Source organism: Kitasatospora sp. NPDC054768, assembly GCF_053612025.1.
Genome location: NZ_JBSHBN010000037.1, coordinates 11,506 through 23,501, shown reverse-complemented (window position 1 = coordinate 23,501; position 11,996 = coordinate 11,506). Strand labels below are relative to the sequence as shown.

At 72.7% G+C, this 11,996-nt stretch carries 10 protein-coding genes and 2 pseudogenes; 5 read left to right on the top strand and 7 right to left on the bottom strand.

Annotation, left to right across the window (positions count from 1 at the left end):
* From ACWGKU_RS14235 to ACWGKU_RS14220, 4 genes and pseudogenes are all read right to left on the bottom strand, one after another.
* On the bottom strand, positions 1 to 725 hold a 725-nt coding region (locus tag ACWGKU_RS14235), incomplete at its 3' end, for a peptidoglycan DD-metalloendopeptidase family protein (RefSeq protein ID WP_452177594.1).
* Positions 726 to 736: 11 nt separating this feature from the next.
* A complete protein-coding gene (locus tag ACWGKU_RS14230) occupies positions 737 to 1,720 on the bottom strand; it encodes an alpha/beta hydrolase (protein ID WP_401050156.1) in 984 nt (327 codons plus the stop codon).
* A gap of 259 nt (positions 1,721 to 1,979) precedes the next feature.
* Positions 1,980 to 2,117: pseudogene (locus ACWGKU_RS14225) on the bottom strand (2-hydroxyacid dehydrogenase); the annotation flags it as partial.
* Positions 2,118 to 2,172: 55 nt separating this feature from the next.
* Positions 2,173 to 2,466: pseudogene (locus ACWGKU_RS14220) on the bottom strand (TetR/AcrR family transcriptional regulator); the annotation flags it as partial.
* Between ACWGKU_RS14220 and ACWGKU_RS14215 the strand changes: the two are divergent.
* Positions 2,467 to 3,432 carry an alpha/beta hydrolase gene (locus ACWGKU_RS14215; RefSeq protein ID WP_452177595.1) on the top strand — a complete coding sequence of 322 codons (966 nt, stop codon included), beginning with the start codon at positions 2,467 to 2,469 and terminating at the stop codon, positions 3,430 to 3,432.
* Between the two features lie 39 nt (positions 3,433 to 3,471).
* Here ACWGKU_RS14215 and ACWGKU_RS14210 read toward each other — a convergent pair whose 3' ends face one another.
* Both ACWGKU_RS14210 and ACWGKU_RS14205 read right to left on the bottom strand, forming a co-directional pair.
* A complete protein-coding gene (locus ACWGKU_RS14210; RefSeq protein ID WP_401050179.1) occupies positions 3,472 to 3,990 on the bottom strand; it encodes a hypothetical protein in 519 nt (172 codons plus the stop codon).
* A gap of 588 nt (positions 3,991 to 4,578) precedes the next feature.
* Entirely contained in the window at positions 4,579 to 5,319 is a 741-nt protein-coding gene (locus tag ACWGKU_RS14205; RefSeq protein WP_452177582.1) for a dienelactone hydrolase family protein, read from the bottom strand.
* 282 nt (positions 5,320 to 5,601) lie between these two features.
* Between ACWGKU_RS14205 and ACWGKU_RS14200 the strand changes: the two genes are divergently transcribed.
* The 3 genes from ACWGKU_RS14200 to ACWGKU_RS14190 all read left to right on the top strand — a co-directional run bounded on the left by ACWGKU_RS14200 (position 5,602) and on the right by ACWGKU_RS14190 (position 9,373).
* A complete protein-coding gene (locus tag ACWGKU_RS14200) occupies positions 5,602 to 6,069 on the top strand; it encodes a tetratricopeptide repeat protein (protein WP_452177583.1) in 468 nt (155 codons plus the stop codon).
* A 141-nt stretch (positions 6,070 to 6,210) separates the two neighbouring features.
* Complete coding sequence (locus ACWGKU_RS14195) at positions 6,211 to 7,047, top strand: amidohydrolase family protein (RefSeq protein ID WP_401048582.1); 837 nt, start codon at positions 6,211 to 6,213, stop codon at positions 7,045 to 7,047.
* A gap of 331 nt (positions 7,048 to 7,378) precedes the next feature.
* Positions 7,379 to 9,373, top strand: a complete 1,995-nt coding sequence (locus ACWGKU_RS14190) for a hypothetical protein (RefSeq protein ID WP_452177584.1) — start codon at positions 7,379 to 7,381, stop codon at positions 9,371 to 9,373.
* 133 nt (positions 9,374 to 9,506) lie between these two features.
* Here the strand turns inward: ACWGKU_RS14190 and ACWGKU_RS14185 are convergent, their stop codons facing one another.
* Entirely contained in the window at positions 9,507 to 10,874 is a 1,368-nt protein-coding gene (locus ACWGKU_RS14185) for a cryptochrome/photolyase family protein (protein WP_452177585.1), read from the bottom strand.
* A 257-nt stretch (positions 10,875 to 11,131) separates the two neighbouring features.
* On the opposite strand from ACWGKU_RS14185, the gene ACWGKU_RS14180 reads away from it, so the two are divergent.
* On the top strand, positions 11,132 to 11,996 hold an 865-nt coding region (locus ACWGKU_RS14180; RefSeq protein WP_452191444.1), incomplete at its 3' end, for an aldo/keto reductase.

Genomic DNA, 11,996 nt, shown 5'->3' with positions numbered 1-11,996 from the left:
TACACCTCCAGTCGGCCGTCGGCGTTGGGACCGATGGCGAGTTCCGCGCCGGCGGGGCCGCCGAGGTCCTCCCACTCCGACCAGCCGCCGTTGATCGCGGTCTGCCAGGCGTGCGAGATGCCGTTCCGGCCGGCCGCGAAGACCTCCAGCCGCCCGTCCGCGGACCGGGCCGACACCACCCGGCCGGACTCCGCCGGATACACCAGCGGCGCGGGGCGGGGGCCGCTTCCGGGGACACAGGGCACGGTGACGCCGCGCTCCGCGAGATAGGGCTCCGGGTCCGTGCGCATGGACGCGTTCGGGTCGGCCCAGACCCGCAGGTGCAGGTGCGGGCCCGTGGAGTTGCCCTCGCTGCCCATCAGCGCGATCTGCTGGCCGGCCGTCACGTCGTCGCCCTCGAAGACGTCCCGCCGCTGCATGTGCCCGTACTCGGTGATGGTCCCGTCCGGGTGCAGGATGCGGATCCACTGGCCGTAGTCGGGCGTCGTGCCGGAGAGGACGACCCTGCCGTCGCCGGCCGCGTAGATCGGGGTGCCGTAGTCGTTGGCGATGTCGATGCCGTTGTGCTCCTGGGAGTAGTGCTGGGAGATCTGACCGCGGGCCGGGCAGGCCGCCGCGAACCCGGCGGCCAGGGTGGGAGCGGCCACGGCCGGAGCGGCCGGCACGGTGAGCGGCAGCAGCAGGGCGGCCGCGGCCCGGGCCGACCACGAGGTGAGGGAGACCATCGGAACGCCCCTCACGCCTTGCGCAGGCGGCCGATGATGCCGTCGATGTCGCGCTGCATCATGTCGGGGCGGATGAAGTGGCCGCCCGACTCCTCGTGGGCCTCGTACGGGATGCCGGCGCCGTCGAGCAGGGCGCGGAACTCCCGCTGGCCGGCCAGCACTTCGGTCTCGTTGAAGGTGTCGAAGGGGTTGGTCGGGTCGGGGCTGGTGCCGGCGACCAGGAAGATCCGCTTGTTGCGGTAGCTCTCCAGGCGCTCGACCGGGTTGTCGGCGGTCACCCTGGCCTGGTCCCACAGCGGCATGCCGTAGATGCTGCCGCCGGCCAGGTCCTGCACGGCGGAGGAGACGTTGGCCCAGTGCGCGAGCGCGCCGCTGTGGAGGCGCAGGCTGGCCGGGCCGGAGTGGGCGCTGACCGAGGCGAAGTGGCCCCAGTACTTGGCGGCGTACTTCAGGGCGCCGAAGCCGCCCATGGAGAAGCCGGAGACGGCGCGGCCCTCGGGCTCGGCGAAGGTGCGGAAGTTGGCGTCGACCCAGGGAATCAGCTGGTTGATGTGGAAGGACTCCCAGTTGCGGGGGCCGACGTTGGTGCTGACCGGGTTGGAGTACCAGCCGGCCTGCCCGCCGTCGGGCATCACGACGATCAGTGGCTTGCCGATGGTCCAGTCGCGGACGCCCCGGCGGTCGAACTCGATGAAGTCCTGGAGGCCGCCGTGCAGCAGGTAGAGGACCGGGTAGGTGCGGCCGCTGGTGTGGTAGTCGTCGGGAAGCAACACGTTGACGGCCGGGTCCCAGCCGATCTCGGCGGTCCGGAAGCGGTAGTACCACATCCGGGCGTCGCCCTCGTTGCGGTCGGAGATGTGCAGGCCGAAGCCGTCGTCGGCCGCGCGAGCGGCAGAGGCAGTCGCGAGGACGCTCGCGCCGCCGAGCGCCAGCGCGGCGCCGAGCCCGCCGGCGGACTTGAGGATGCTCCTGCGGGTGGGGTGGTTCGCGGTCACCGTGATCTCCTGAAGGCGCGTGATGGCGGTCCGTCCGGACCGCCGGAACTTCGACGGTTCGGACGGTAGCCACGCGCCGCTGGACATGGAACCCGGAACCATACGGACTGACAGCGACGGCTCCGGGCGTGGAGACTGAGGGGCTGTTGTCCGGACTTGAGGCAAGGGGTCTTTGGCAAGTGGTCAGCGTCCGACTCTCCCGGCGCTTCGCTGTCTCGTGATGATCGGTCCGCTGAGTCCAGGGGCTGACGGCGGCGCGGGCGAAGCATTCGCCGATCTTGCCGGTGGCGATGACGCCGACGGTCATGCCGTGGATGTCGCGGCCGAGGAGGCCATCGAGGCGGAAGCCGAACTCGCGGGTGCGGTTGGCGGCGCGGGTGAGGCGGCGGTTGACGGCGAGGGCAAGGGTCCAGGCGTATTCGGCGACCGCACGGCACCCACGGTCCGGCGCGTCAGGGGAGCAGGGCCTCGATCTGGGCGAGGTGGGCGGCGAGGATTTCCTCGAATGCGGCGCGGCGGTCCGCTCCGAGGGGGCGGATGTCGCGGGCGAAGTGGGCCAGGGCGGGGAAGTGTTCGGGGTCGGCGCCGAGTACGGCGACACGGAACTGCTCCATGCCCTGCTCGTACTCCTCGGGGGTGACGGTGCTGATGCCGGCCTCGGAGGAGATCAGTGCCGCGAGGAGGATGACGATGCGGTGGTACCGCACCGCGACCTCCTCGTCGGGCAGGCCGGACGCGCGCAGGGCATGAGTGGCAGCGCGTTCGCGACACGGCCGCCGGAGCCGGACCTCTCGGCGATCACGACCGGGGAACTGCTCGCCTACCGCGACACGGAGAACCGCTGGCGGGCGTCGGGCGCGGCTCGGGCCGTCCTCGGGGAACCCGATCCCGGCGCCGCGATCGCCTGGCGGCAGGTGGCGCTGCCCGGCCGCGACGTTCCGGTCCGGGTGTACCGGCCGGTGTCGACGGGGGAGGGCGAGGCCGGCGCCCGAACCGACCTGCCACTCGTGGTCCATGTCCACGGCGGCGGCTTCGTGGGCACGGCGACCCAGTGCGACTGGGCCAACAGCCACCTCGCCGTCGAGCTGCCCGCGCTGGTCGTCTCGGTCGAGCACCGCCTCCTCGCCCCCGGTAGCCCGCTCGCGGACGCCGCCGACGACGGCTGGGGCGTGCTGGAGCACGTGGTGCGGCATGCCGCGCAGTGGGGTGTCGACCCGGCGCGCACGGCCGTCTTCGGTGAGAGCTGCGGCGCGCTGATCGGCGCGTTGACGGCGATCAGGGCCAGGGAGGCCGGCGTGGAGCTCAAGGCACAGGTGCTGGTCAATCCGGTGGTCGACGTGACCGGGACGGGGATGTTCGACCACCCCTCGATCGCCGAGTACGCGGACAACCCGCCCCCGGCCCTGCCGCTGCTGCGGCTGTTCCAGCGGCTCGCCGTTCCGCCGGGGGCCGACGCCGGCGCGGTCTCACCGCTGCACGCGAACGACCTGAGCGGGCTCGCCCCGGCGCTGGTGGTGGTGCCCACCCGGGACGCGGTCGCCGACCACGGCCGCAGCTACGCCGAGCGGCTGCGCGAGGCAGGGACCCCCGTGCGGCTCTCCGAATACCCGGGAGCCAAGCACGCGTTCCTCACCCTGCCCGGCCTGGAACCACAGGCCGAGGCCGCCCGGGCGGAGATCCTCGCGTTCCTCCGCGCGGCCCTGGCCGAGTGACGGAGGAACGACTGCCGACACCCGCAGAACGTCCTCGCATCACTCCTGGTAGCAGCACCCGCCGTACTCGTCGCAGTCGTATTCGAAGCCGTCGTCGGCGCCGTGGGTACGGCTCAGCTTTTGGTCGTCCGCGGGGCAGATCGGGGTGAACGACGGATTGACCTGGAGGAACGTCGAATCCTTCAGGGAGAACACAGAATTGACGACATCGAGGCCGTGTTCGCGAATCCCTTGCTGAATGAAGTCGAATGCGTCGTAGACGTGGCCGCAGGCGCACGTGATCGGGGCGCATCTGAAGTTCGCGACCCTGACGCCCAGCTCTACTCGAATCCTTTCGGTTTCCTCAGGGGATATCGGGCGGAGCCCCGTGCGGCGAATCCGCTCCGGAGTCCAGAACCGCTCCTTGATGACAGCGGCCTGGGTGCGGGTCAGGTAGAACGAAGCCGAGATGCCACTCGCGATCGTGGCGATGACGATGTCCGCGACGGCTTCGTCGTCCGCTGAAGCCACCACCTTTCCGGTGGCGACTACCTTGTCGATTTCCGCTAGCAGCTTCATGGTGCCCACTTCTTGAATTTCTGCGATTCACCTGCGGTGTCCGCGAACTCTCGGTGATGCGCATCATTTCGCTGTCTCGTCCGCCGGAGACCGGGTGCGGGTGAGGTTTCAGAGCCGGAGGGGGCCATCAGGCCTGTGGAGGTGCCTATTGTCAGTGTGCGACGTCCCGCGACCGCTCAGCAACCGGACCGGAGAGCCACCGTGATCGGCAGGATTTCCGGTCAATGGGTTGCAGATCTCCGGGATGGGGTGTCGGATCCCGGCCATGACGATGGTGCTGGGAACGCCGACGGCAGGCGGGGTGCGCGAGGCCCGGGCCCTCCGCCCCCAGGGGTCCGCCGAGCGGAGCTGCCAGCAGGTTCATACGGGCTGGAGTCGGGTCCGGTTCGGCTGGTGACCGGGCGCCGCTCCGACCGGGCCCAGCCCCGACCGGGCCGGTACCGCCGATGGCTGGTACCGGCCCGGTAGGGGCGGTTGTGCACCTGCCGGCCGGCGCCATCACGGAGGGCTCAGGCCGTCCTTGACGAGTGGTGTGCCGGCCGGCACCGCCTCCTGCCTACTCTGTCCGGCCGCTGGTCCGGCCCGTGATCAGCGCAGGTGCCGGGCGAAGAACCCGGCCGCGTCCTCCCCGGCGAACTGCGGGACGCCCGTGTGCCCGCCCATGTTGGCGTGCAGCGTCTTCTCCTGGGAGCCGAAGGCGTCGAACAGGTCCAGGGACGCCTGCCGGTCGTTCCCTTCGTCGTCCCACTGCAGCAGGACGTGCAGCGGAACGGTGACCCGGCGGGCCTCCTCGAACATGGCGCGGGGCACGAAGCTCCCGGCGAAGAGGCCGGCGGCCACGATGCGCGGTTCGACCACCGCCAGCCGGATGCCGATGGAGATGATTCCCCCCGAGTACCCGACCGGGCCGTCGATCCCGGGCAGCGCGAGGAGGGAGTCCAGGGCGGACTGCCATTCCGGGACGGCCCGGTCGACGAGCGGGAGGATGAGGGCGTCGATGATCTCGTCACTGACCGGCTCACCGGCGGCCATGGCCTGCCGCAGGTCGGCGCGGGTCTGTTCGGCCGCGGCCCAGCGGGGCCGGTCACCGCTCCCGGGGAGTTCGATGGTGGCCGCGGCGAAGCCGTCCGCCGCGCAGCGTCGGGCCCGGGCGACCAGCCGGGGGTACATCTTGTGCAGCCCGAGCGGGGGGTGGCCGAGCAGGATCAGCGGGACCGGCTCGGACGCGGAGGCGGATGCGGGCGTCCACAGGATGCCGGGGATCTCGCCGAGGGTGAACTCGCGCTCAAGGATGTCGTCGTCGAGGCGCTGTTCGGAAGTGAAGTTCATGGTCGTGCCTTTCGGGAGTGCGCTGGAACGGCGCTCCCGGACGACGACCTATCGCCCGACCGTGACCCCGGAGGAGAGCACCCATGTCGATACGTTCACGGGTACCACCTCCTTGTTCTCTCGCACGGCCTCCGGAAGGCTAGCAGATCGGCGGAAGCAACGGTCGATGAAGCGAACGCGCGTCCGTCGAGGTTCGACGGCATGCGGTCAAGGCCCGGTGGCACGCTCGACGCCATCACCGTGTCCGGCGTGCGGGTCTCGCGCATCGCTCAGTCAACGTCCGTGAGAGTCCTCGGCGCCGACCATCCCGACACGCTGATCACCCGGAACAACCTGGCCACGTGGCGGGGGAAGACGGGGGAGCGGGCCGAGGCGATCGCAGCCTTCGAGGCGCTCCTCCGCGACATGCTGCGGGTCCTGGGAGCGGACCACCCCCAAACCCTCATCGCGCGCAACAACCTCGCCGCGACGCGGCACGAGGCGGGGGACGCCGTGGGCGCGGCCGCCGAGTTCGAGGAGATCCTCGCGGACCGGGTCCGGGTCAGCGGCCCCGACCACCCGGACACCCTCCGCTCCCGTACCAACCTCGCCTACTGGCGGGTGGAGGCGGACGATCTCCGGGGTGCGGCCGCCGCCTTCGGGGAGCTCCACGCGGGCCGTGTCCGGGCGCTGGGGCCGGGCCACCCCGACACCAGGAGCGCCCTGGCCTCCGTCGCCGGGCCGCCGTCGGGGCATGATCAGAACTCATGATCCGTGTCCCGAAGTGTCGTTGTCGTCCCGGCGTCGTTGTTCCCTACGGTGAGGCTGCGAGGACGTCCGGCGCGGACACCGGCACCGTGGCGCCGCCCCTCGCCCCCGGGCCCGGGCCGGGTTCGCGAAAGGCACGTACCCATGCCGATGGACATCGTCGACGCTCAGATCCACCTCCACCTCACCATGAGCGCCGAGGAGACCCTCGCCGCCATGAACGCCCTGGGCATCCAGGCGGCGGTGATCGACGAGTTCTGGGGCTTCGAGGCCCGGACCGGCCACGGCGAGCCGGGCATCGCGCTGCCGGGGGCCCGCGCGTTCCGTGCCGTCGCGCCCGGGGCCGAGATGGCGTCGATCCGGTACCCCGAGCGCTTCTGCTACCTGCTGCGCATCCACCACCGCGATCCCGAACTCGCCGCCGGTATCAGGGCCGTGGCCGATGCGCCGCACGCCCGGGCGGTGCGGATCGTGGCACGCGAGGACGAGGACGTCAGGGAACTGGCCCGCGGCGACTACGGGCCGGTGTTCGACGCCTCCGCCGACCACGGCCTGCCCGTCTTCGCGATGACGGCGCGCAACGGGCACCTGCTGCGCCCCTACGCGAAAGCCCATCCCGACACCCCGATCGTCCTCGACCACGTCGGAATGCCGGTGAACGACGAGGAGTTCGAGGACGTCCTGCGGCTGTCCGACCAGTCGAACATCATGATCAAGTGGGGGCACGGCCCGGAGCTGTTCCACGCCGGTGACTACCCGTTCACGCCCGCGCTCGACAAGCTGCTGCGCGTGCTGGACGCCTTCGGCCGCGAGCGCGTCATGTGGGCCAGCGACCACACCATGATCAGCGGCGACCACTGCTGGGCCGACGAACTCTTCGCCCTGCGGGAGACCGACCGGCTCGGCGCCGAGGACAAGGAGTGGCTCCTCGCCGGGACGGTGCGTGCCGTCCTGGACTGGCCGCGCCCGGCGAAGCCGTGAGCGGGGGGCCGTGAGTAGGAGGCCGTGAGCGGGGCGGCTGTTCGGCGGAGGTGACGGCCGGTCGGCACGGTCGGAACCCTTCCGGATCCGCCCCGTCGGCCCGTCCCGTCGCCGGTCGCCGAGTGCCGCGTGAACCAGAGGGGAAGGCCCCGCTCCAGGGCGGTGAAGTCTCGGTGGTCGCGACCCGGGATTCCCGCGAACCAGTCAACAACGCTGTCGGTCAGTGCTATGTTACCCGGCGGTTCGAGAGTCGGTGCGACGGCTCCGGACTGTGCGTCCCGCCACAAGTCACCACTGCCTCAGCACCGTTGACACCGAAGGGACCCTCCACGTGACCGTGCGCAAGCTGACGCTGTCAGCCGCGGCGACAACCACCGTGCTCCTCCTCTGCGGCGCCGTCCTGACCGGAGCGGCGGCCTCACCGGCCGCCGCGAGCACCACCGCAGCCACCGCAGCCACGACGACCACGGCAGCCGCGCCGACCGCGTCGTCCGACCCGTCGGCCTCGTCCGCCGCCCCGAGCGCGTCGGCGACGCTGGCGCCCCCGACGTCCGGCACGGCCGCGGCCACGGTGGCGGCCCCGGCGCAGGGCAGCGCGCCGGCGACCGCCACCACCGCCCCCGTCCTCGCGCTCTCCTCCTACGACCCGACCACCGGCGCCGCCGTGCTCGCACCGGCCACCACCGGTCCGCAGGCACCGTCCGCCCTGGCCGCGAGCCCGGCCGCCGCCGCGGCCGCCGTCCGGCCCGGGCAGCTGATCGACAGCCCGCCCACCCCGGCGGCCCCGCACGGCGCGCTGGTCGCCGTCACCGATGTGCAGCCGACCGCCGACGGGAAGGTGGCCGTCTCCACCCGCCCGGCCACCCTCCCCGAACTGCTCGGCGGCACCAGCGCCGGCCTGCGCAGTGCCGTCAGCCCGAGCACCTTCGACGTCCAGCCCCAGATCGGCGGAGTCCAGGTCGTCACCGACCTCGGAGCGACCTCCGGTCAGGGCTCCGTGTACGGCAGCCTGGGACTGAGCGCGAACGCCACCGTCCCGCTGCCCGACGGCAGTTCGGCGAAGCTGTCCGGCTCGGTCTCGCTCCGTCCGGCCATCGACTTCTCCTACCAGGGCGGCCTCGGCGTCATCGACCCCCAGCAGGCCCGGGTCGGCTTCACCCTGGGCGCGCACGCGGACTGGCACGTCAGCGCGAACCTCACCGCGAGCACCGGGCCGATCCGGATACCCCTGGCCACGTACAGCGCCAGCCCCGTGGTGATGGTCGGCCCGCTGCCCGTCGTGATCAACCTGGCCTTCACCCTCTCGGCCGACATCAGCGCCGACGGCACCGTCAGCCTCGACGCCGAGCAGGCCTACGACGGCCAGTGGGGCGTCCACTCGGACTACGTCAAGGGCCCGGGCTGGACGACCACCACCGACCCCGGGAACTCCACCGTCTCCCCGCTGCGCCTCGACCTCAAGGGCTCCGCCTCGGCGAAGGCCGGCCTGCTCGCCGAGGGTTCGATCGCCCTGTACGACACGGTCGGCGTGAAGGCGTCCATCGAGCCGTACCTGCGGGCCGTGGTCAACGGCTCCGTCGTCCTCGACGGCGCGGGCACCACGCCGGACGTCAACGGTGCGGCGGCCCTCTACGGCGGACTCGACATCAACGGGGCGCTGATGGCCCGGCTCGTGATCCTCGGCACCCCGATCCTGGAGGCGGACCTGCCCTTCCTGGCCTTCCATCGCGAATGGCCGATCGCCTCGGTCAGTGTCGGGCAGCCCCCGGTACGGCTGGTGGACTGGACCTCGCTCAACGCCAGCCTGTTCGACGACAACCACTCCGCCTACCTGAAGACCCGGCCGGACTGGGACCCGTACGCCCTCAAGGCCGCCTGCCCGGACGGCAGCCGGCTGATCGGGCTGAGCTACGGCGGCGACAACGGCCTCTGCACGGACGTCACGAAGGCGGACCTGTGGGACGCCGGCCGCGCGTTCGTCGTCGACCACGGCGGCACCTACGTGACCACCGAGTGGGCGTCGGGCTACGCCAAGGCCCAGTGCCCGGCCGGCTCGGTCATGACCGGGTACAGCCGCAACGGCCGGACGATGGGCGCGCTGTGCGCCAAGTCCGCAGCCCCGCTGGGTACTTCGACCCGCACGCTCTGGTTCGAGAAGGGCGACAACCGCCCGGCCGCGGCCGGTGGCGGTGACTTCTCGTACGGCTTCGCCAAGGGCCAGTGCGCGGACGACGAGGTCGTCGCGGGCATGGCCTACAGCGCGCCCTGGTGGCAGCTGTGGGCGGCGCGGCCGTCCGCGCTGCTCTGCCAGAAGCTCGCCCTCTGACAGCCGTAGGGCAGCCACCCCCGAACACGGCCGGCCCACGGCCGACCACGGCTGATTGCGGCTGATCGCGGCTGATCACCGAGCAGGTCGCGCGGCCGGGCGCCACCCTCCACCGGATGGCGCCCGGCCGTGCTCAGTCCAGACCCCGGGCCCCGCGGAAGCGGGCTGTGAGGGCGTCCGGGGCGATGAGCGGGGCCGGGTAGTCGGGGGCGGGGTCGAGCAGCCAGGGGCGGTGGACGGCGGCCCCCGGCAGATGGGCGAGTTCGGGCACCCAGCGCCGCACGTACGCCCCGTCCGGGTCGTACCGGTCGGCCTGGCGCAGCGGGTTGAGCACCCGGTTGGGGCGGGTGTCGGTGCCGGTGCCCGCGACCCACTGCCAGTTGAGCTGGTTGTCGGCCACGTCGCCGTCGACCAGCAGTGACAGGAAGTGGGCGGCGCCGATCCGCCAGTCCAGGTACAGGCACTTGGCGAGGAAGCCCGCCGTCAGCAGGCGGGCCCGGTTGTGCATCCAGCCCTCCTCGGCGAGCTGGCGCATCCCGGCGTCGACGATCGGATAGCCGGTGCGGCCCTGCCGCCAGGCCTCGGCCTCGTGCTCGTCCCGGTGCCAGCGGTCGTCCCTGGTGCGGTAGTCGCGGTGCGCGGCGTCGGGGCGGGCGGCGAGGACCTGGTGGTGGAAGTCGCGCCAGGCGAGCTGCCGGACGAAGGCCTGCGCCCCCTCGCCGTTGTGCCGCAGGGCGCGTTCGACGAGTTCGGTGGGGGACAGGCAGCCGAAGTGCAGGTACGGGGAGAGCCGGGAGGTGGCGTCGGCGGCGAGGTCGTCGTGCACCCGGGCGTAGGCGTCGACGTCCCAGCGGCGCCACCGCTCCCTGGCCGCGCTCTCGCCCCCGGGCGGCAGGGCGGGCGAGAGCGGTCCGGTGAGCAGCAGGTTCTCGCTGCCGATGCCGCCCGGGGTGTCGAGCGCCCGGGGCGCGCCGAGCACCGTGCGGCGGGGCGCCTGCTGCCAGGCGCGGTGGTACGGGGTGAAGACCGCGTAGTGGTCCCGGCCGGCCGGGGTGATCCGGCCCGCGGGGACGACCGTCACCGAGGCGTCGTGGACGTGCAGGCGGTCGCCGAACACCTCGCGCAGCCGGGCCTCCCGCCGGTGCGCGAAGGCGCTGACGCCCGCGGCGATGTGCACGGAGACGGGAGCGGTACCGCCACCGGCGTCACCCTCGGCCGCACCTTCGGCCTCGGCCTCGGCGGCGACCCGGGCCGTCTGCTCGGCGGGTTCGCCGCGGCGCACGATCAGCCGGGAGCCGATCCGGCGCAGCGAGGCGTCCAGGTCGGCGAGGCAGTCGGCCAGGAACGCCTGCCGGTTGGGCGCGGCGAAGCCGGCGTCCTCGACGGCCGGGTCCAGGACGAACAGCGGGACGACCCGGTCGGCCGCGGACCGGGCGGCGTGCAGCACGGGGTTGTCGTGCAGCCGCAGGTCCTGGGTGAACAGGGCGATCGATACGGTCACGGGCGGGGCCTCACAGGTGGTGCCGTCGGGTGTTCTGATTGCTTCTACCGCTTCAGCTGCTTCTCCCCGGGTGTTCGGAGCCGCCCGCGGCGCGGATTGGTCCCAACGGCCCCGCGGGTCCGGTCGGCGGGCACGCGGTTCGCCGCCGGCGCCCCGACGGCGGGTCGTGTGCCGGCAGCGGTGCGTGGTGCGGCAGCGGTGCGTGGTGCGGCAGCGGTGCGTGGTGCGGCCGGGGCGTCGCGTGAGAGGCTCGCTCCATGGAACAGCGTGTACTCGGCCGTACCGGCCGCCCCGTCTCGATCGTCGGACTCGGTACCTGGCAGCTCGGCGCGGACTGGGGGGACGTCCGCGAGGAGGACGCCCTGGCCGTGCTGGAGGCCTCGGTGGAGGCCGGCGTCACCCTCTTCGACACCGCCGACGTCTACGGCGACGGCCGCAGCGAGCGGCTGATCGGCCGCTTCCTGAAGGACCGCCCGGACGCCGAGGTGTTCGTCGCCACCAAGTTCGGCCGCCGGGTCGAGCAGCGGCCCGAGCACTACAACCTCGCCAACTTCCGCGCCTGGGCCGACCGTTCGCGGGACAACCTGGGGGTCGAGCGGCTGGACCTGGTGCAGCTGCACTGCCCGCCGACGCCGGTCTACTCCTCGGACGAGGTCTTCGACGCCCTGGACACCCTGGTGGAGGAGGGCCGGATCGCCGCCTACGGGGTGAGCGTGGAGACCTGCGCCGAGGCGCTGACGGCCATCGCCCGCCCGAACGTCGCGAGCGTCCAGATCATCCTGAACGCGTTCCGGCTCAAGCCGCTGGAGCAGGTGCTGCCCGCCGCCGAGGCAGCCGGCGTGGGAATCCTCGCCCGGGTGCCGCTGGCCTCGGGCCTGCTGTCGGGCCGGTACGACGAGCACACCGTCTTCGGCCCGGACGACCACCGCACCTACAACCGCCGCGGCGAGTCCTTCGACCAGGGGGAGACCTTCTCCGGGGTGGACTTCGCGACGGGCGTCGAGGCGGCGGTGGAGTTCGCCGCGCTCGCACCCGAGGGCGGGGGGGCGGGCGCGGCGGGGGGGCGGGGGGGGACCCCCCCCCCCGGGGGGGCGAAGGTGGTACCCCGGGGCCCCCAACGGG

What these genes read in the sequence shown, in the direction of transcription:
- ACWGKU_RS14215 (WP_452177595.1), top strand. Translation starts at nt 2,467, where the DNA reads ATGAGTGGCAGCGCGTTCGCGACACGGCCGCCGGAGCCGGACCTCTCG.
- ACWGKU_RS14210 (WP_401050179.1), bottom strand. Translation starts at nt 3,990, where the DNA reads ATGAAGCTGCTAGCGGAAATCGACAAGGTAGTCGCCACCGGAAAGGTG.
- ACWGKU_RS14205 (WP_452177582.1), bottom strand. Translation starts at nt 5,319, where the DNA reads ATGAACTTCACTTCCGAACAGCGCCTCGACGACGACATCCTTGAGCGC.
- ACWGKU_RS14195 (WP_401048582.1), top strand. Translation starts at nt 6,211, where the DNA reads ATGCCGATGGACATCGTCGACGCTCAGATCCACCTCCACCTCACCATG.